At 54.6% G+C, this 16718-nt stretch carries 26 protein-coding genes; 20 read left to right on the top strand and 6 right to left on the bottom strand.

Features of this window, described 5'->3' with window-relative positions; translation table 11 throughout:
* The first annotated feature begins 1 nt into the window (after nucleotide 1).
* From rplR to F3J41_RS16770, 14 genes are all read left to right on the top strand, one after another.
* Nucleotides 2-355 carry a 50S ribosomal protein L18 gene (gene rplR, locus F3J41_RS16835; protein ID WP_013510760.1) on the top strand — a complete coding sequence of 118 codons (354 nt, stop codon included), beginning with the start codon at nucleotides 2-4 and terminating at the stop codon, nucleotides 353-355.
* Between the two features lie 14 nt (nucleotides 356-369).
* Nucleotides 370-870, top strand: coding sequence for a 30S ribosomal protein S5 (gene rpsE, locus F3J41_RS16830; RefSeq protein WP_010618560.1), 501 nt, complete (start codon nucleotides 370-372; stop codon nucleotides 868-870).
* Between the two features lie 5 nt (nucleotides 871-875).
* Nucleotides 876-1055, top strand: coding sequence for a 50S ribosomal protein L30 (rpmD, locus tag F3J41_RS16825; RefSeq protein WP_013510758.1), 180 nt, complete (start codon nucleotides 876-878; stop codon nucleotides 1053-1055).
* Between the two features lie 3 nt (nucleotides 1056-1058).
* Nucleotides 1059-1493 carry a 50S ribosomal protein L15 gene (rplO, locus tag F3J41_RS16820; protein WP_021508221.1) on the top strand — a complete coding sequence of 145 codons (435 nt, stop codon included), beginning with the start codon at nucleotides 1059-1061 and terminating at the stop codon, nucleotides 1491-1493.
* 7 nt (nucleotides 1494-1500) lie between these two features.
* A complete protein-coding gene (gene secY, locus F3J41_RS16815) occupies nucleotides 1501-2832 on the top strand; it encodes a preprotein translocase subunit SecY (RefSeq protein ID WP_021508222.1) in 1332 nt (443 codons plus the stop codon).
* Between the two features lie 32 nt (nucleotides 2833-2864).
* Nucleotides 2865-2981 carry a 50S ribosomal protein L36 gene (rpmJ, locus tag F3J41_RS16810; protein WP_071813610.1) on the top strand — a complete coding sequence of 39 codons (117 nt, stop codon included), beginning with the start codon at nucleotides 2865-2867 and terminating at the stop codon, nucleotides 2979-2981.
* 146 nt (nucleotides 2982-3127) lie between these two features.
* Complete coding sequence (gene rpsM / locus F3J41_RS16805; RefSeq protein ID WP_021508223.1) at nucleotides 3128-3484, top strand: 30S ribosomal protein S13; 357 nt, start codon at nucleotides 3128-3130, stop codon at nucleotides 3482-3484.
* A gap of 16 nt (nucleotides 3485-3500) precedes the next feature.
* Nucleotides 3501-3890 (top strand): 30S ribosomal protein S11, encoded by a 390-nt coding sequence (gene rpsK / locus F3J41_RS16800; RefSeq protein ID WP_004160563.1) that lies wholly within the window; start codon nucleotides 3501-3503, stop codon nucleotides 3888-3890.
* 33 nt (nucleotides 3891-3923) lie between these two features.
* Nucleotides 3924-4544, top strand: a complete 621-nt coding sequence (gene rpsD / locus F3J41_RS16795) for a 30S ribosomal protein S4 (RefSeq protein ID WP_010618555.1) — start codon at nucleotides 3924-3926, stop codon at nucleotides 4542-4544.
* A gap of 25 nt (nucleotides 4545-4569) precedes the next feature.
* Nucleotides 4570-5559 carry a DNA-directed RNA polymerase subunit alpha gene (gene rpoA, locus F3J41_RS16790; protein WP_007891688.1) on the top strand — a complete coding sequence of 330 codons (990 nt, stop codon included), beginning with the start codon at nucleotides 4570-4572 and terminating at the stop codon, nucleotides 5557-5559.
* Between the two features lie 40 nt (nucleotides 5560-5599).
* The gene (rplQ, locus tag F3J41_RS16785) at nucleotides 5600-5986 is read left to right on the top strand and encodes a 50S ribosomal protein L17 (RefSeq protein WP_003850180.1); all 387 of its coding nucleotides are present in this window, start codon (nucleotides 5600-5602) and stop codon (nucleotides 5984-5986) included.
* A 111-nt stretch (nucleotides 5987-6097) separates the two neighbouring features.
* Entirely contained in the window at nucleotides 6098-6469 is a 372-nt protein-coding gene (locus tag F3J41_RS16780) for a DUF1992 domain-containing protein (RefSeq protein ID WP_166711847.1), read from the top strand.
* A 1-nt stretch (nucleotide 6470) separates the two neighbouring features.
* Nucleotides 6471-6908 carry a Zn(2+)-responsive transcriptional regulator gene (gene zntR, locus F3J41_RS16775; RefSeq protein ID WP_166711846.1) on the top strand — a complete coding sequence of 146 codons (438 nt, stop codon included), beginning with the start codon at nucleotides 6471-6473 and terminating at the stop codon, nucleotides 6906-6908.
* Between the two features lie 50 nt (nucleotides 6909-6958).
* Entirely contained in the window at nucleotides 6959-7177 is a 219-nt protein-coding gene (locus tag F3J41_RS16770) for an alternative ribosome-rescue factor A (RefSeq protein ID WP_021508226.1), read from the top strand.
* Nucleotides 7178-7196: 19 nt separating this feature from the next.
* Here F3J41_RS16770 and mscL read toward each other — a convergent pair whose 3' ends face one another.
* The 5 genes from mscL to def all read right to left on the bottom strand — a co-directional run bounded on the left by mscL (nucleotide 7197) and on the right by def (nucleotide 11934).
* The gene (mscL, locus tag F3J41_RS16765) at nucleotides 7197-7607 is read right to left on the bottom strand and encodes a large-conductance mechanosensitive channel protein MscL (protein ID WP_021508227.1); all 411 of its coding nucleotides are present in this window, start codon (nucleotides 7605-7607) and stop codon (nucleotides 7197-7199) included.
* A gap of 108 nt (nucleotides 7608-7715) precedes the next feature.
* Nucleotides 7716-9092: a Trk system potassium transporter TrkA gene (gene trkA / locus F3J41_RS16760; RefSeq protein ID WP_021508228.1), complete on the bottom strand. Its 1377-nt coding sequence runs from the start codon at nucleotides 9090-9092 to the stop codon at nucleotides 7716-7718.
* A 31-nt stretch (nucleotides 9093-9123) separates the two neighbouring features.
* A complete protein-coding gene (rsmB, locus tag F3J41_RS16755) occupies nucleotides 9124-10410 on the bottom strand; it encodes a 16S rRNA (cytosine(967)-C(5))-methyltransferase RsmB (protein ID WP_059011750.1) in 1287 nt (428 codons plus the stop codon).
* Between the two features lie 45 nt (nucleotides 10411-10455).
* Nucleotides 10456-11400: a methionyl-tRNA formyltransferase gene (fmt, locus tag F3J41_RS16750; RefSeq protein ID WP_166711844.1), complete on the bottom strand. Its 945-nt coding sequence runs from the start codon at nucleotides 11398-11400 to the stop codon at nucleotides 10456-10458.
* 21 nt (nucleotides 11401-11421) lie between these two features.
* Nucleotides 11422-11934: a peptide deformylase gene (gene def, locus F3J41_RS16745; protein WP_021508231.1), complete on the bottom strand. Its 513-nt coding sequence runs from the start codon at nucleotides 11932-11934 to the stop codon at nucleotides 11422-11424.
* 115 nt (nucleotides 11935-12049) lie between these two features.
* Between def and dprA the strand changes: the two genes are divergently transcribed.
* Genes dprA through F3J41_RS16715 form a run of 6 tightly spaced genes read left to right on the top strand, consistent with a single transcriptional unit; the run spans nucleotide 12050 to nucleotide 15836 of the window.
* A complete protein-coding gene (gene dprA, locus F3J41_RS16740) occupies nucleotides 12050-13174 on the top strand; it encodes a DNA-protecting protein DprA (RefSeq protein ID WP_166711842.1) in 1125 nt (374 codons plus the stop codon).
* Complete coding sequence (gene smg, locus F3J41_RS16735) at nucleotides 13146-13619, top strand: DUF494 family protein Smg (RefSeq protein ID WP_031279836.1); 474 nt, start codon at nucleotides 13146-13148, stop codon at nucleotides 13617-13619. Before dprA ends, smg begins: the two co-directional genes overlap by 29 nt.
* Nucleotides 13620-13643: 24 nt before the next feature.
* Nucleotides 13644-14192, top strand: a complete 549-nt coding sequence (locus F3J41_RS16730; protein WP_166711840.1) for a type I DNA topoisomerase — start codon at nucleotides 13644-13646, stop codon at nucleotides 14190-14192.
* A 2-nt stretch (nucleotides 14193-14194) separates the two neighbouring features.
* Nucleotides 14195-14770, top strand: coding sequence for an L-threonylcarbamoyladenylate synthase type 1 TsaC (tsaC, locus tag F3J41_RS16725; RefSeq protein ID WP_166711838.1), 576 nt, complete (start codon nucleotides 14195-14197; stop codon nucleotides 14768-14770).
* Between the two features lie 2 nt (nucleotides 14771-14772).
* Nucleotides 14773-15591 carry a shikimate dehydrogenase gene (gene aroE, locus F3J41_RS16720; protein WP_058759901.1) on the top strand — a complete coding sequence of 273 codons (819 nt, stop codon included), beginning with the start codon at nucleotides 14773-14775 and terminating at the stop codon, nucleotides 15589-15591.
* The gene (locus F3J41_RS16715) at nucleotides 15588-15836 is read left to right on the top strand and encodes a DUF1488 domain-containing protein (protein ID WP_058759902.1); all 249 of its coding nucleotides are present in this window, start codon (nucleotides 15588-15590) and stop codon (nucleotides 15834-15836) included. Before aroE ends, F3J41_RS16715 begins: the two co-directional genes overlap by 4 nt.
* On the opposite strand, the gene F3J41_RS16710 is transcribed toward F3J41_RS16715, so the two are convergent.
* Nucleotides 15812-16366 (bottom strand): gamma carbonic anhydrase family protein, encoded by a 555-nt coding sequence (locus F3J41_RS16710; protein WP_150360726.1) that lies wholly within the window; start codon nucleotides 16364-16366, stop codon nucleotides 15812-15814. The two genes, F3J41_RS16715 and F3J41_RS16710, sit on opposite strands and share 25 nt — an antisense overlap.
* Nucleotides 16367-16718 lie beyond the last annotated feature (352 nt).

Raw genomic sequence — 16718 nt, 5'->3', positions numbered from 1 at the left:
TATGGATAAGAAATCTGCTCGTATCCGTCGTGCGACCCGTGCACGTCGCAAGCTCAAAGAGCTGGGTGCTACTCGCCTGGTGGTACATCGTACCCCGCGTCACATTTACGCACAGGTAATCGCCCCGAACGGTTCCGAAGTTCTGGTTGCTGCTTCTACTGTAGAAAAAGCTATCGCTGAACAACTGAAGTATACCGGTAACAAAGACGCCGCTGCAGCTGTAGGTAAAGCTCTGGCTGAGCGCGCTATCGAAAAAGGCATCAAAGATGTTTCTTTCGACCGTTCCGGTTTCCAATATCATGGTCGCGTCCAGGCACTTGCAGATGCTGCTCGTGAAGCTGGCCTTCAGTTCTAAGGTAGAGGTCTAAGATGGCACACATCGAGAAACAAGCTGGCGACCTGCAGGAAAAACTGATCGCGGTAAACCGTGTCTCTAAAACTGTGAAAGGTGGTCGTATTTTCTCCTTCACCGCTCTGACTGTAGTGGGTGATGGTAACGGCCGCGTTGGTTTTGGTTACGGTAAAGCGCGTGAAGTTCCAGCAGCGATCCAGAAAGCGATGGAAAAAGCTCGTCGCAATATGGTTAATGTCGCGCTGACTCACGGCACCCTGCAGCACCCGGTTAAAGGTGCGCACACGGGTTCTCGTGTGTTCATGCAGCCGGCTTCTGAAGGTACCGGTATCATCGCCGGCGGTGCAATGCGCGCCGTTCTGGAAGTCGCTGGAGTTCATAACGTTCTGGCTAAAGCCTATGGTTCCACCAACCCGATCAACGTGGTTCGTGCAACTATCGACGGCCTGGGCAATATGAAGTCTCCGGATATGGTTGCTGCCAAGCGTGGTAAATCCGTTGAAGAAATTCTGGGGTAATCACGATGGCTAAGACAATCAAAATTACACAAACCCGTAGCTCAATCGGCCGCCTGCCTAAGCACAAAGCCACTCTGGTTGGTCTGGGTCTGCGTCGTATTGGTCACACCGTTGAGCGTGAAGACACGCCAGCTGTACGCGGTATGATCAACGCGATTTCTTACATGCTGAAAGTGGAGGAGTAAGAGATGCGTTTAAACACTCTGTCTCCGGCCGAAGGGTCTAAACACGCTTCCAAGCGTCTGGGCCGTGGTATCGGTTCTGGCCTCGGTAAAACCGGCGGTCGTGGTCACAAAGGTCAGAAGTCTCGTTCTGGCGGTGGCGTACGTCGTGGTTTCGAGGGTGGTCAGATGCCTCTGTACCGTCGTCTGCCGAAGTTCGGCTTCACCTCGCGCAAATCATTCGTGACTGCAGAAGTGCGTCTGTCTGATCTGGCGAAAGTGGAAGGCGGTATCGTCGACCTGAACACGCTGAAAGCAGCTAACATCATCGGTGTACAGATTGAGTTCGCGAAAGTGATCCTGTCTGGTGAAGTATCTGCACCTGTTACGATTCGTGGTCTGCGTGTCACCAAAGGTGCTCGTGCTGCAATCGAAGCTGCTGGCGGTAAAATCGAGGAATAAGTAGCAGATGGCAAAGCAACCGGGATTAGATTTTCAAAGTGCCAAAGGTGGCTTTGGTGAACTGAAGCGCAGACTGTTGTTTGTAATCGGTGCACTGATTGTCTTCCGTATTGGCTCTTTTATTCCAATCCCCGGTATCGATGCCACTGTACTTGCCAAACTGCTTGAGCAACAGCGTGGCACCATCATTGAAATGTTTAACATGTTCTCTGGTGGTGCTCTCAGTCGTGCCTCAATCTTCGCGCTGGGTATTATGCCGTATATTTCGGCCTCTATTATTATCCAGCTGCTGACGGTGGTTCATCCCGCGTTGGCCGAGATTAAGAAAGAGGGTGAAGCTGGTCGTCGTAAGATCAGCCAGTACACTCGCTACGGCACACTGGTTCTGGCTATATTCCAGTCGATCGGTATTGCTACCGGTCTGCCGAATATGCCTGGAATGCAGGGCCTGGTATTAAATCCAGGCTTTGCTTTCTACTTTACCGCTGTTGTAAGTCTGGTTACCGGAACTATGTTCCTGATGTGGCTGGGCGAACAGATTACTGAACGAGGTATCGGTAACGGTATTTCAATCATTATCTTCGCGGGTATTGTTGCGGGTTTACCGCCGGCCATTGGCCATACCATCGAGCAAGCGCGGCAAGGCGACCTGCACTTCCTTCTGTTGCTGTTGGTTGCAGTTCTTGTATTTGCAGTGACGTTCTTTGTTATTTTCGTTGAGCGTGGCCAGCGCCGCATTGTGGTCAACTACGCTAAACGTCAGCAAGGTCGTCGTGTATATGCTGCACAGAGCACACATTTACCGTTGAAAGTGAACATGGCGGGCGTAATCCCAGCCATCTTTGCTTCCAGCATTATCCTGTTCCCGGCGACGATAGCATCCTGGTTCGGGGGCGGTACCGGTTGGAACTGGCTGACAACAATTTCGCTGTATTTGCAGCCAGGACAGCCGCTTTATGTGCTACTCTATGCGACTGCAATCATCTTCTTCTGTTTCTTCTACACGGCGTTGGTTTTCAACCCGCGTGAAACAGCAGATAACCTGAAGAAGTCTGGTGCATTCGTACCGGGAATTCGTCCGGGAGAGCAAACGGCGAAGTACATCGATAAAGTAATGACACGTCTGACCTTAATCGGCGCACTGTATATTACTTTTATCTGCCTGATCCCGGAGTTCATGCGTGATGCCATGAAGGTTCCCTTCTACTTTGGCGGCACCTCGCTGCTGATTGTAGTGGTTGTCATCATGGACTTTATGGCTCAAGTGCAAACTCTGATGATGTCCAGTCAGTACGAGTCTGCATTGAAGAAAGCTAACCTGAAAGGCTATGGCCGTTAATTCAGTAGCTTGAGAAGTTACGGAGAGTAAAAATGAAAGTTCGTGCTTCCGTCAAGAAATTATGTCGTAACTGCAAAATCATTCGTCGCGACGGTGTCGTACGTGTGATCTGCAGCTCCGAGCCTAAGCATAAACAGCGCCAGGGCTGATTAAGTCACATATTTTTCTTGCAAAGTCGGGTTGAGCTGGCTAGATTAGCCAGCCAATCTTTTGTATGTCGATGCGTTTCCATTTGAGTATCCTGAAAACGGGCTTTTCAGCATGGTACGCATTTATTTAATTATAGGAGTGCATAGTGGCCCGTATAGCAGGCATTAACATTCCTGATCAAAAACATACCGTTATCGCATTAACTTCGATCTTCGGTATCGGCAAAACCCGTTCTAAAGCCATCTGTGCTGAAACGGGCATCGCTGAAAATGTTAAGATCAGTGAGCTGTCTGAAGAACAAATTGATCAGCTGCGTGAAGCAGTTGGTAAATTCGTTGTTGAAGGTGATCTGCGCCGTGAAATCACCCTGAGCATCAAGCGTCTGATGGACCTTGGTTGCTACCGTGGTTTACGCCATCGTCGTGGTCTGCCGGTGCGCGGTCAGCGTACTAAGACCAACGCACGTACCCGTAAGGGTCCGCGTAAACCGATCAAGAAATAATCGGGGTGAGTAAATAATGGCAAAGGCACCAGTTCGTGCACGTAAGCGTGTAAGAAAACAAGTCTCAGATGGCGTGGCTCATGTCCATGCGTCTTTTAACAACACCATCGTTACTATTACTGATCGTCAGGGTAACGCACTGGGTTGGGCAACCGCCGGTGGTTCCGGTTTCCGCGGTTCACGTAAATCTACTCCGTTTGCTGCTCAGGTCGCTGCAGAGCGCTGTGCAGAAGCCGTGAAAGATTACGGTATTAAGAACCTGGAAGTTATGGTTAAGGGTCCGGGTCCAGGCCGCGAATCTACTATTCGTGCTCTGAACGCCGCTGGTTTCCGCATCACTAATATTACTGATGTGACTCCGATCCCTCACAACGGTTGTCGTCCGCCGAAAAAACGTCGCGTTTAACGTTCCGTTTTTTAGGTTAGTTGGAGAAAGAAAATGGCAAGATATTTGGGTCCTAAGCTCAAGCTGAGCCGTCGTGAGGGCACCGACTTATTCCTTAAGTCTGGCGTTCGCGCGATTGATTCCAAGTGCAAAATTGAACAAGCCCCTGGTCAGCATGGTGCGCGTAAACCGCGTCTGTCTGATTACGGCGGCCAGTTACGTGAAAAGCAAAAAGTTCGTCGTATCTACGGCGTGCTGGAGCGTCAGTTCCGTAACTACTATAAAGAAGCAGCGCGTCTGAAAGGCAACACCGGTGAAAACCTGTTAGCTCTGCTGGAAGGTCGTCTGGATAACGTAGTTTACCGTATGGGCTTTGGTGCCACTCGTGCAGAAGCACGTCAGCTGGTTAGCCACAAATCTGTAATGGTAAACGGTCGCGTTGTTAACATCGCTTCTTATCAGGTATCTCCGAATGATGTCGTAAGCATCCGTGAGAAAGCCAAAAAGCAATCTCGCGTGAAGGCCGCTCTGGAGCTGGCTGAGCAGCGTGAAAAGCCAACCTGGCTGGAAGTTGATGCGACTAAGATGGAAGGTGTGTTCAAGCGTATTCCTGAGCGTACCGATCTGTCTGCGGACATTAACGAACACCTGATCGTCGAGCTTTACTCTAAGTAAAGCTTAGTACCAAAGAGAGGACACAATGCAGGGTTCTGTGACAGAGTTTCTAAAACCGCGCCTGGTAGATATCGAGCAAGTGAGTTCGACGCACGCCAAGGTGACCCTTGAGCCGTTAGAGCGTGGCTTTGGCCATACTCTTGGTAACGCACTGCGCCGTATTCTGCTTTCTTCCATGCCGGGTTGCGCGGTGACCGAGGTTGAGATTGATGGCGTGCTGCACGAGTACTCCACCAAAGAGGGCGTACAGGAAGATATCCTGGAAATCCTGCTCAATCTGAAAGGGCTGGCGGTAAGAGTTCAGGGTAAAGATGAAGTCATCCTTACGCTGAATAAATCTGGCATTGGCCCTGTGACTGCAGCCGACATTACCCACGACGGTGATGTCGAAATCGTCAAGCCGCAGCATGTGATCTGCCATCTGACCGATGAAAACGCGTCTATTAGCATGCGTATCAAAGTTCAGCGTGGTCGTGGTTATGTGCCGGCTTCTGCCCGAATTCATTCGGAAGAAGATGAGCGCCCAATCGGCCGTCTGTTGGTTGACGCTTGCTACAGCCCTGTAGACCGTATCGCCTACAATGTTGAAGCAGCGCGTGTAGAACAGCGCACCGACCTGGACAAGCTGGTCATCGAAATGGAAACCAACGGCACAATCGATCCTGAAGAGGCGATTCGTCGTGCGGCAACCATCCTGGCAGAACAACTGGAAGCTTTCGTTGACTTACGTGATGTACGTCAGCCGGAAGTCAAAGAAGAGAAACCAGAATTCGATCCGATCCTGCTGCGCCCTGTTGACGATCTGGAATTGACTGTCCGCTCTGCTAACTGCCTCAAGGCAGAAGCTATCCACTACATCGGTGATCTGGTACAGCGTACCGAGGTTGAGCTGCTTAAAACGCCTAACCTGGGTAAAAAATCTCTTACCGAGATTAAAGACGTGCTCGCATCACGTGGTCTGTCTCTGGGCATGCGCCTGGAAAACTGGCCACCGGCAAGCATTGCTGATGAATAACCGGATCGCAGGTTAAGGTTTCACTGAGAAGGATAAGGTCATGCGCCATCGTAAGAGTGGTCGTCAACTGAACCGCAACAGCAGCCATCGTCAGGCTATGTTCCGCAACATGGCTGGTTCTCTGGTTCGTCATGAGATCATTAAGACGACTCTGCCGAAAGCCAAAGAGCTGCGTCGCGTAGTTGAGCCGCTGATTACTCTTGCCAAGACCGACAGCGTAGCTAATCGTCGTCTGGCATTCGCCCGTACTCGTGATAACGAGATCGTGGCAAAACTGTTTAACGAGCTGGGCCCGCGTTTCGCGAGCCGTGCCGGTGGTTACACTCGCATTCTGAAGTGTGGCTTCCGTGCTGGTGACAACGCTCCGATGGCATACATCGAGCTGGTTGATCGTCCAGAAGCTCAAGCAGAAGCTGCTGCAGAGTAATTTGCAGTAACGTAAAAAACCCGCTTCGGCGGGTTTTTTATTGCCTGTCATTTCTTCCCATTTCCCCTCCATTCGCTATGCTGTTGGCAGACATGCCTGCAGGAGGTTTCTATGTGGCTTATCGATCAGCTGGCTGAACAACACATCCGCGCCGCTCAGGAAAAGGGCGAGCTGAGCAATCTGCCTGGTGAAGGTGCGCCGCTCACGCTGGACGATGACAGTGGTGTGCCGGCGGAATTGCGCAGCGCCTGGCGACTGCTGAAAAACGCCGGCTATCTCCCTCCGGAACTGGAGATGCGCCGCGACGCGCTGGCACTGAGCGATCTGCTTCGTGAACTCGATCCTGACGACAGCGAGGCGCGCGAACTGGCCAAACGCCTGACGCTGCTGGAGATGAAGCTACAGCAGGCTGGCATTAGCACCGATTTTCTGCGTGGCGAATACCGCCCGGCGATCGGTCAGCCGCTACAGCAGGAGAAATAGTATGTATCGCATTGGCCAGCTGGCAAAACTGGCGGACGTCACGCCGGATACCATCCGCTTTTATGAAAAGCAGCAGATGATGGATCATGAGGTACGCACCGAGGGCGGCTTCCGCCTGTACAGCGATAACGATCTGCAGCGCCTGCGTTTTATCCGTTACGGCCGGCAGCTTGGTTTCAGCCTGGAATCGATCCGCGACCTGCTGTCGATCCGCATCGATCCAGAGCATCATACCTGTGAAGAGTCAAAAGCGATCGTGGCGAAACGGCTGGATGAGGTGAACGGTATGATTGGCGAACTGCAAACCATTCAGCGCTCACTGCAACGGCTGGCGGAAACCTGTTGTGGCGACCGCCACAGTAGCGCCTGCTGTTCGATCCTCGAGGCGCTGGAAACCGGGGAAGATCCGCATCCTGAAATTTGTTGTAGCAAGGATTGAATTCTGGCGCGCAGGGACTATAGTTGCGCCATCACTAACCGGAGGAAGATATGAGTCACTATCAGCATCGAAAAGGCAAAATTAACGATAACGCCCTGGAAGCCCTGTTACACGATCCGCTGTATCGCCAGCGTGTTGAGCGCAATCAGAAGGGGAAAGGCAGCTACCGGCGTAAAGATAAACACGCGAAGGGAGCGAATCAGGAGGCCAGCGGTAAGCAACAGTGTTTACCTCTGGCCTTCTGCTTTAGTGACAAAAAAGCCGCCTGAAACTGGCGGCTTTTATTCATCACACTTTATTATTTTGTTGCTTAAGCAGATCGCGAATCTCGGTCAGCAGCACTTCTTCATTAGTCGGTTTAGGCGCTGGTTTTTCCACTTCTTTCTTTTTATACAGTTTATTCATCACTTTGATGGCAATGAAGATAGCAAACGCCACGATGATGAAGTCAAATACCGTCTGAATAAAGTTACCGTATTCCATCACCACCGCTGGGATATCGCCTTCTGCTGGCTTGAGTACCCATTTAAACTGCTTAAAGTCGACGCCGCCAATCAGTAAACCGAGCGGTGGCATAATGATGTTCGCAACCAGTGACGATACGATCTTACCGAACGCAGCACCGATGATCACACCGACCGCCAGGTCCACTACGTTGCCGCGCATCGCAAAATCACGAAACTCTTTGAATAAACTCATTGTTATCTCCTTGCCTTGGCCAATGGCTAAAGTCTAACAAACCTTCGTGTAATTGCCATTATAACAATGGATTAAACACCACTCTCACGTCAGCCCAATCATAACCCGTTACAGGAAGAACGGGCTCGGCTGGAACAGACGTTCAACGTCCGGCACAAACTTTTTGTCGGTGAGGAACATGATCACGTGGTCGCCTTGCTCAATACGCACATTGTCATTGGCGATGATCACGTCATCACCACGCACCACTGCGCCGATAATTGTGCCCGGCGGCAGTTTAATATCTTCAATCAGCCGTCCGACCACGCGCGAAGTGGTTTCATCACCGTGGGCGATGGCCTCGATGGCTTCCGCAATACCGCGGCGCAGTGAAGAGACGCCGACAATATCAGCTTTGCGCACGTGGCCAAGCAGCGCAGAAATTGTGGCCTGCTGCGGAGAAATAGCAATGTCGATCACGCTGCCCTGCACCAGATCGACATAGGCGCGACGCTGGATCAGCACCATCACCTTTTTCGCGCCCATCTTTTTGGCCAGCATCGCTGACATGATATTGGCTTCATCGTCGTTAGTGACGGCGATAAACAGATCGACCTGATCGACATGCTCTTCTGCCAGCAGTTCCTGATCCGAGGCATCGCCATAGAACACGATGGTATCCTGCAGATGTTCAGCCAGTTCAGCTGCGCGCTGCTGATTACGTTCAATCAGCTTAACGCTGTACTGCTTCTCCAGCCGTTGCGCCAGGCCAAAGCCGATATTGCCGCCGCCGACCAGCATAATGCGTTTATAGGGCTTTTCGAGCCGCTGCATCTCGCTCATCACCGCTCGAATATGCTGACTGGCGGCAATAAAAAACACTTCATCGCCAGCTTCGACGATCGTCGATCCCTGCGGGCGGATCGGGCGATCCTGACGGAAAATCGCGGCTACGCGGGTATCGATATGCGGCATGTGCTCACGCAGGATCGAAAGTGGATTGCCCACCAGCGGTCCGCCGTAATAGGCTTTGACCACTGCCAGACTGACTTTGCCCTCGGCAAAATTCACCACCTGCAACGCGCCAGGGTACTGAATCAGCCGATAGATGTTGTCGATCACCAGCTGTTCAGGCGAGATCAAATGGTCGATGGGCACCGCTTCCGGCACAAACAGCTTTTCCGCATCGCGTAGATAATCGGCGGCGCGGATACGGGCAATGCGGTTTGGCGTGTTAAACAGCGAGTAAGCAATCTGACAGGCAATCATGTTGGTTTCGTCAGAACTGGTGACCGCCACCAGCATATCCGCATCTTCGGCGCCGGCTTCACGCAACACGCGCGGGTGCGAACCATGGCCCTGTACCACGCGCAGGTCAAACTTATCCTGCAGCACGCGTAAGCGTGAGGGATCGCTATCAACCACGGTGATGTCATTGTTTTCGCCCACCAGGTTTTCGGCGAGCGTGCCGCCCACCTGGCCGGCGCCGAGGATAATAATTTTCATGGATACGTTGCTCTTGTCACTGTGCGCTGCACTATTTTTTCATCAGCTTAGCGTAGAAGAAACCGTCGCCGCCATCGATGGCAGGGAAAACCTGCCAGCCGTTAAGTTGCCCCTGTGGCAGTGCCTGCGGCACCGCATCGTCATGCGTCGCGAGGAAAGCATCGATCTGCTGCTGGTTCTCCTGCGGCAGCACTGAGCAGGTGGCATAAAGCAGCGTACCGCCCGATTTCAGGCGTGGCCAGATGGCCGCCAGAATCTCACGCTGTAGCGCGGCGAGTTCGTCGATATCACGATCGCGGCGTAGCCATTTGATATCCGGATGGCGTCGAATAACGCCGGTGGCCGAGCAGGGCGCATCCAGCAGGATGCGGTCGAATTGCTGCTCGTCGCACCAGGCTGCTGGCGTGCGGCCATCGCCCTGACGCACGTCAGCCTGCATCCCCAGACGCTGCAGGTTTTCCGTCACGCGCGACAGGCGCTGCGCATCGATATCCACCGCCATTACGCGGGCCTGCGGCGCAATTTCGAGAATATGGGTGGTTTTGCCGCCGGGCGCAGCGCACAGGTCGAGAATGGTTTCGCCGTTTTCCGGCGCCAGCAGCAGGGCACAACGCTGAGCAGAGAGATCCTGCACCGTCACCCAGCCCTGCTCAAAGCCTGGCAGCTGACTGACCGGAGCCGGTGCTTCAAGACGCAGCGCATCCGGCGCGTCAGCACTAAACGCATTTTGATTCTGCTGGGTTAATAGCGCCAGCCAGGCGTCACGGCTGTGATGCTGACGATTCACGCGCAGCCACATTGGCGGTCGCTGATTGTTGGCTTCCACAATCTGCTGCCACTGCTCCGGCCACGCGGTCTGCAGCCGTTTCAGCAGCCAGCCCGGATGCCAGTAGCGCTGCGGGCCCTGATTGACCTCCGCCAGCAGTGCGTCCTGCTGGCGCTGGAACTGACGCAGCACGCCGTTAAGCAAGCCTTTCAGATTTGCCCGCTTCAGTGCTTCAGCCCCGGCTACGGTTTCGGCCAGCGCGGCATGCGGCGGAACGCGGGTATACAGCAGCTGATACAGGCCCACCATGATCAGATAGTGCAGCACGCGCTGTTTGCCGGTTAACGGCCGCGCCATCAGCTTGTTAATTAACGCTTCCAGCTGCGGCAGCGTGCGCGTCACGCCAAAACACAACTCCTGTAGCAGCGCGCCATCGTTGTTTGCCAGCGTTTTTTGCGCAGCGGGCAGAATCGCGCTCAGCGATTCCCCTTTATCCACAACGCGTTCAATCAGTTGCGCGGCAAGGCTGCGCAGGTTGGTCGCTTTTTTCATATTCATTCATCAAACAAAAAGCCCGGCGGAAACCGGGCTGGAGAATCAGGCCAGAACGGTGCCGGGTGTAAACCATTCACGACGCGAATTGAGCAGATCCTGCGCCGCCATGGCTTTTTTGCCGGCAGGCTGCAGTGAGAGCAGATTCAGCACGCCGTCAGCGGTCGCGATCTGGATGCCGTGTTTGTCAGCCTGCAGAATTTCTCCCGGCTGGGCGGTGCGGTGCGGTAACACGCTGGCCTGCCAGACTTTAACCGGCTGATCGTCGATGAGGAAATAACTCACCGGCCACGGATTGAAGGCGCGAATGCACCGTTCCAGCTGAACTGCAGAGAGCGACCAGTCAAGACGTGCCTCTTCTTTGCTGAGCTTTTCCGCGTAAGTTACCAGAGTATCATCCTGCACTTCGGGCTGCGCGCTGCCGGTGGCCAGCAGACTGAGCGTGGTCAGCATCCCTTGCGGGCCCAGCTGCGCCAGCTTGTCGTACAGCGATGCGCTGGTATCGTCGGCATTAATCGGGCAGGTTATTTTGTGCAGCATATCGCCGGTATCCAGACCCACGTCCATCTGCATGATGGTTACACCGGTTTCGTTATCGCCGGCCCACAGTGAGCGCTGAATCGGCGCCGCACCGCGCCAGCGCGGCAGCAGCGAGCCATGTACGTTGATACAGCCAAGGCGCGGCATCGTCAGCACCGCCTGAGGCAGGATCAGACCATAAGCGACGACCACCATCACATCGGCCTGCAGCCCGGCAACCAGCTGCTGATTCTCTTCCGGCTTCAGGGACTTTGGCTGAAACACGGGGATATCATGCGCCTGAGTCAGCACTTTTACCGGGCCCGGCGTGAGTTTGTTGCCACGTCCGGCAGGGCGGTCGGGCTGAGTAAAGACGCCAACCACCTGATGCTCAGAAGCAAGCAGCGCGTCGAGATGACGCGCTGCGAAGTCAGGAGTACCAGCAAAGATGATTTTTAACGGTGCAGACACAGTTCAACCTTCTGTTCGCTCTCAGGATGCGCGCGCATTCTGGCGGGCCAGTTTTTCCAGTTTCTGTTTAATACGCTGACGCTTCAGCGGCGACAGATAATCAATAAACAGTTTACCGTCAAGATGGTCGATCTCATGCTGAATGCAGATCGCCAGCAGACCGTCGGTTTCCAGCTCGAAGCTGTTACCGTCGCGATCCAGCGCGCGCACTTTGACCCGCTCGGCACGCGGCACAAACGCCCGCTGTTCCGGGATCGACAGACAACCCTCTTCGATACCGGTTTCGCCGCTTTTTTCCAGCAGCTCCGGGTTAATCAGCACCAGGCGCTCTTCGCGGCTTTCAGAAACATCAATCACGATGATGCGCTGGTGAATATCCACCTGCGTCGCCGCCAGACCAATGCCTTCTTCGGCGTACATGGTCTCAAACATATCGTCGACAATACGCTGAACGTCAGCATTCACAGCCGCAACGGGTGCAGCAATTTTGCGAAGGCGATCGTCAGGGAAATGTAATACCTGCAAAACTGACATAAATATCCAGATCTGTATGCGTTAAAGAAAAGATTACTGCCTCATATTGTAGACTTTTTAGGGCCTGATTGACAGCATTGTGCCGCATCAGAGCACGGCTGACAGGGAGCGCAGCATGGAACGCAGTGAAAGGATTATCAGGCTGACTTACGTCTGGGGTTTAAGCGGTGAGCGCGCCCGTCAGTTCATCATGGCGCTTCTGGCCGCCAGCCACATTGACGACGCGTGGTTGCAGCAGCACGGGCTGGACGACACGCAGCGGCAACAGTTTCTCGCCCTCTGTCCACGCCAGCTGGAAAAAACGCAGCGCTGGCTGCAACAGGCGCAACATCATCTGATCGCCTGCAGCGACGCACATTATCCCGCCCGGCTCCGGGAAATCAGCCGCTATCCGGCTGCCCTTTATATAGCGGGTGACCTCTCTGCACTCGCGACACCGCAACTGGCGGTGGTCGGCAGTCGTCACTGTTCGCCGTATGGCAGAGAGTGGGGCGGCTGGTTTACCCAGCAGCTGGCGCTAAGCGGTTTGACCATCACCAGCGGGCTGGCGCGCGGTATTGATGGCGTGGCGCATCGTGCCGCGCTGGAAGTGCAGGGCAAAACCCTGGCCGTGCTGGGCAGCGGGCTGAATCATCTCTATCCGAAAAGCCATCAGCCGCTGGCACAGGAGATCATCGCCAGCGGCGGCGCGCTGGTTTCAGAACTGCCGCTGTCGATGGCGCCCCATGCGGTAAATTTTCCGCGGCGTAATCGTATTATCAGTGGCCTGAGTCATGGCGTGCTGGTGGTTGAAGCGTCACTGAAGAGCGGCTCGCTGGTAACGGCGCGCTATGCGCTGGAACAAAACCGTAACGTGTATGCGCTGCCTGGCGCGCTGGGTAATCCTGGCTGTGAAGGCACGCACTGGCTGATTCAGCAGGGGGCGCTGCTGGTGGCGCATCCCAACAATATCCTTGAGGATTTGCATTCTGCCCTGCAATGGTTGCCGGCCAGCATCTCAGAAACAATATATTCACAACTCAGTGATGATGTGCCATTGCCATTTCCCAGCGTGTTGGCTAACGTAGGTGATGAGGTTACACCTGTTGACGTCGTCGCTGAACGTGCCGGCCAACCTGTGCCAGTTATCGCAGCGCAATTGCTGGAGCTGGAGTTAGCAGGATGGATCGCAGCTGTACCCGGCGGCTATGTCCGATTGAGGAGGGCATGCCATGTTCGACGTACTTATGTACTTGTTTGAGACGTATATCCACAACGAGGCTGAAATGCGCGTTGACCAGGATAAATTGACCGATGACTTAACCGATGCCGGTTTTCATCGCGAAGATATCTACAATGCGTTGAATTGGCTTGAGCGGTTAGCGGATTATCAGGATGGTCTGGTCGCGCCAGTGTTGCTGGCTAACGATCCGCTCTCCATGCGAATCTACACGGAAGAAGAGAGCCAGCGTTTAGATGCCGAGTGTCGTGGTTTTATTCTGTTCCTGGAGCAAATCCAGGTGCTGAATATGGAAACGCGCGAAATGGTCATCGAACGGGTTATGGCGCTTGATACGCTGGAATTCGATCTGGAAGATCTCAAATGGGTGGTGCTGATGGTGCTGTTTAACATCCCCGGGTGTGAAAATGCCTATCAGCAGATGGAAGAACTGTTATTCGACGTCAATGAAGGTATGCTGCATTAATTTGCGATTAATGCATTCGGTAATATGAGTAAACCAGCACTATTTACCGTGCGTAAACACGATCCCTGCCCCGCCTGCGGGGCAGAATTAGTGATACGTGCCGGCAAACACGGGCCTTTTCTCGGCTGTGTGAATTATCCAGCCTGCGACTATATCCGCCCGCTGAAAAGCCAGGGTGATGGCCATATTGTCAAAGTGCTGGAAGGCCATGCCTGCCCGCAGTGTGGTGCGGACAAAGTGCTGCGCCAGGGGCGATTCGGCATGTTTGTCGGCTGTAGCCACTATCCGGAGTGTGATTACACGGAAACCATCGATAAGCCGGACGAAACCGCAATTGCCTGCCCGCAGTGCGCCAGCGGCAAGCTGGTGCAGCGCCGTTCACGCTATGGCAAAACCTTCCATGCCTGCGATCGATATCCCGACTGCCAGTTCGCGATCAACGCCACGCCGCTGGAAGGTGTCTGCCCCCATTGCCAGTTCCCGTTATTAATAGAAAAGAAAACCGCACAGGGCATGAAGCGCTTCTGCGCCAGCAAACGCTGCGGCAAGCCCATCGCCCAGGATGAAGAGTGATCATGAACCAGAGCCAGCATGCACCCGGAAGCCTCGACTTCTGCATCGAACAACTTCAGCAACAGCAAGTGATTGCTTACCCTACCGAAGCCGTATTCGGCCTTGGCTGCGATCCGGACAGCGAAAGCGCGGTGATGGCCCTGCTGGAGCTGAAACAGCGCCCGGTAGAAAAGGGGCTGATCCTGATCGCCGCTGATTATGCGCAGCTCGAGCCTTATATTGCCGATCGCGAACTCACCGTGCTGCAGCGCGAACGTATGTTTGCCAGCTGGCCGGGTCCGGTCACCTATGTGGTGCCTGCTTCGCCGCATACGCCGCGCTGGTTAACCGGCCGCTTTGATTCGCTGGCGATTCGCGTCAGCGATCATCCGCAGGTTCAGGCGCTGTGCCGCGGATTGGGCAAGCCGCTGGTCTCAACCAGCGCGAATTTAACCGGTCAGCCGCCGTGCCGCAGCGCCGCCGAAGTGGCAGAGCAGTTTGGCTCGCAGTTCCCGGTGTTGCAGGCGGCCACCGGCGGTCGCCTGAATCCTTCTGAAATCCGCGATGCTATTAGCGGTGAACTCATTCGTCAGGGCTGATTATGGAAAAGTTTGCCGTTTTTGGTCATCCCATCGCCCACAGCAAATCTCCGTTTATTCACGCCGCTTTTGCTGAGCAGACCGGTATTGAACATCCTTACGGACGCATCTGCGCACCGCTGGAAGGGTTCCCGCAGGCGATAGAGGCGTTTTTTGCGGCTGGTGGCAAAGGCGCCAATGTTACGCTGCCGTTTAAACAGCAGGCATGGGAATTCGCGGATGAGCTCAGCGAACGCGCGGCCTTATCCGGCGCGGTAAATACCTTAAAGAAGAGAGCCGATGGTTCGATTCTGGGTGATAACACGGACGGCATCGGCCTGCTGAGCGATCTGCAACGGCTGCAGCTGATCCGGCCGGGCGATCGCATTCTGCTGGTGGGTGCGGGCGGCGCGGCGCGTGGGGTGATCCTGCCGCTGCTCTCGACGGGCTGCGCGCTGGTGGTGGTTAACCGCACGGCAGAACGCGCGCAACAGCTGGCTGAGCTTTTCCAGCACAGTGGAGCGATCCAGGCGATGAGTTTTGATCAACTGGCCGGCGAACGTTTTGATCTGATCATCAATGCCACCTCCAGCGGCGTAGCGGGCGACGTGCCGCCGCTGCCGGTTACGCTGATTGATGCGCAGGTGCGCTGTTACGACATGTTTTATCAGCAGGGGCTGACGCCATTTCTGGCGTGGTGCCAGCAGCACGGCACACAGCAGCTGGCGGATGGACTCGGCATGCTGGTGGGTCAGGCGGCGCATGCGTTTCAGCTGTGGCATGGCGTTATGCCGGAGATCGCGCCGGTCATTGATCAACTTAAACAGGCGATGCAGGCATGAATCAGGCAATCCAGTTTCCCGATCGGGAAAGCTGGGACGCAGTCCGGCAGGCGGTGCTGTTCCCGGTCTTGGTGAATGGTATGGGACTGACCTGCGCAATATCGCTGCCGGCGCTGCAGCAGCGCTTTGGTGCCGGAGAGGCGATGGCGCTGTTTAGCGCGCATCGCTGGGATCTGGAGGAAGAGGCCGAGCAGCTGCTCCGGGCGGAGCAGGCCGACGATCAGGGCTGGCTGTGGCTGCCCTGAGCCAGATATTCATCTTTCCAGCCGACATAATTACTGGCCGAATAAAGCAGTCCGGCTATTTCCGCTTCGGTTAGTGGCCGGATCTGCTTCACCGGGCTGCCTAAATAGAGATAGCCGCTTTGCAGGCGTTTACCGGGTGGCACCAGGCTGCCGGCGCCAATCATCACCTCATCTTCGACGATCGCGCCATCCAGCAGGATAGAGCCCATACCCACCAGCACGCGGTTACCAATGGTGCAGCCGTGCAGCATTGCTTTATGGCCCACCGTCACGTCTTCACCGATGATCAATGGAAAGCCGTCTGGGTTACTGCTGGATTTATGCGTAACGTGCAGCACGCTGCCATCCTGGATATTGCTGCGTTTACCAATCACCACTTTATTCACGTCACCGCGGATTGCTACCAGTGGCCAGATGCTGACATCATCAGCCAGCTCGACTTCGCCAACGACCACGCTGCTGCTATCCACCATCACGCGCTCGCCGGTATGAGGAATATGTTGCTTATAAGGGCGCAGGGCTACAGACATTCTATTTCTCCTTTTCTGATGTTTCCCGCTAGCCTGCGGCTTCCGGTGCGGGTAAACAAGCTGATTTTTGCGCGGATCGCTCGCGATCGCAGCGAAAAGAGTGAAAACTCGCCAGTCGATAAAAAAGATCGAAAAAAGGGGTTGTGCAAAAAATCCGGATCCCTATAATGCGCCACCACTGAGACGGCAAAGCGGCAACGCAGACGGCTCAGCAGGGCGTGAAGTGATTCACCCCGCCGGAGAAAAACGCTGAAAAAAGTGTTTGACTCTGAAGGAGGAAAGCGTAATATACGCCACCTCGCGACAGCAGGCCGAGCGCCGCGTCGCACCGCTCTTTAACAATTTATCAGAC

Origin of the sequence: Pantoea sp. Ap-870, assembly GCF_011752515.1 — a bacterium.
Taxonomy (GTDB): Bacteria; Pseudomonadota; Gammaproteobacteria; order Enterobacterales; family Enterobacteriaceae; genus Pantoea; species Pantoea dispersa.
Note: the sequence above shows the minus strand (reverse complement) of the source record. Positions and strands in the feature narration are given on the sequence as shown.

Coding starts and splice junctions, on each gene's coding strand:
- aroE (WP_058759901.1), top strand. CDS start 14,773: ATGGAAAAGTTTGCCGTTTTTGGTCATCCCATCGCCCACAGCAAATCT.
- rpsK (WP_004160563.1), top strand. CDS start 3,501: ATGGCAAAGGCACCAGTTCGTGCACGTAAGCGTGTAAGAAAACAAGTC.
- rsmB (WP_059011750.1), bottom strand. CDS start 10,410: ATGAAAAAAGCGACCAACCTGCGCAGCCTTGCCGCGCAACTGATTGAA.
- rplQ (WP_003850180.1), top strand. CDS start 5,600: ATGCGCCATCGTAAGAGTGGTCGTCAACTGAACCGCAACAGCAGCCAT.
- rpsE (WP_010618560.1), top strand. CDS start 370: ATGGCACACATCGAGAAACAAGCTGGCGACCTGCAGGAAAAACTGATC.
- F3J41_RS16780 (WP_166711847.1), top strand. CDS start 6,098: ATGTGGCTTATCGATCAGCTGGCTGAACAACACATCCGCGCCGCTCAG.
- def (WP_021508231.1), bottom strand. CDS start 11,934: ATGTCAGTTTTGCAGGTATTACATTTCCCTGACGATCGCCTTCGCAAA.
- rplO (WP_021508221.1), top strand. CDS start 1,059: ATGCGTTTAAACACTCTGTCTCCGGCCGAAGGGTCTAAACACGCTTCC.
- F3J41_RS16730 (WP_166711840.1), top strand. CDS start 13,644: ATGAGTAAACCAGCACTATTTACCGTGCGTAAACACGATCCCTGCCCC.
- tsaC (WP_166711838.1), top strand. CDS start 14,195: ATGAACCAGAGCCAGCATGCACCCGGAAGCCTCGACTTCTGCATCGAA.
- F3J41_RS16710 (WP_150360726.1), bottom strand. CDS start 16,366: ATGTCTGTAGCCCTGCGCCCTTATAAGCAACATATTCCTCATACCGGC.
- F3J41_RS16770 (WP_021508226.1), top strand. CDS start 6,959: ATGAGTCACTATCAGCATCGAAAAGGCAAAATTAACGATAACGCCCTG.
- rpsD (WP_010618555.1), top strand. CDS start 3,924: ATGGCAAGATATTTGGGTCCTAAGCTCAAGCTGAGCCGTCGTGAGGGC.
- trkA (WP_021508228.1), bottom strand. CDS start 9,092: ATGAAAATTATTATCCTCGGCGCCGGCCAGGTGGGCGGCACGCTCGCC.
- zntR (WP_166711846.1), top strand. CDS start 6,471: ATGTATCGCATTGGCCAGCTGGCAAAACTGGCGGACGTCACGCCGGAT.
- F3J41_RS16715 (WP_058759902.1), top strand. CDS start 15,588: ATGAATCAGGCAATCCAGTTTCCCGATCGGGAAAGCTGGGACGCAGTC.
- rpmD (WP_013510758.1), top strand. CDS start 876: ATGGCTAAGACAATCAAAATTACACAAACCCGTAGCTCAATCGGCCGC.
- secY (WP_021508222.1), top strand. CDS start 1,501: ATGGCAAAGCAACCGGGATTAGATTTTCAAAGTGCCAAAGGTGGCTTT.
- mscL (WP_021508227.1), bottom strand. CDS start 7,607: ATGAGTTTATTCAAAGAGTTTCGTGATTTTGCGATGCGCGGCAACGTA.
- smg (WP_031279836.1), top strand. CDS start 13,146: ATGTTCGACGTACTTATGTACTTGTTTGAGACGTATATCCACAACGAG.
- rpmJ (WP_071813610.1), top strand. CDS start 2,865: ATGAAAGTTCGTGCTTCCGTCAAGAAATTATGTCGTAACTGCAAAATC.
- rplR (WP_013510760.1), top strand. CDS start 2: ATGGATAAGAAATCTGCTCGTATCCGTCGTGCGACCCGTGCACGTCGC.
- rpoA (WP_007891688.1), top strand. CDS start 4,570: ATGCAGGGTTCTGTGACAGAGTTTCTAAAACCGCGCCTGGTAGATATC.
- dprA (WP_166711842.1), top strand. CDS start 12,050: ATGGAACGCAGTGAAAGGATTATCAGGCTGACTTACGTCTGGGGTTTA.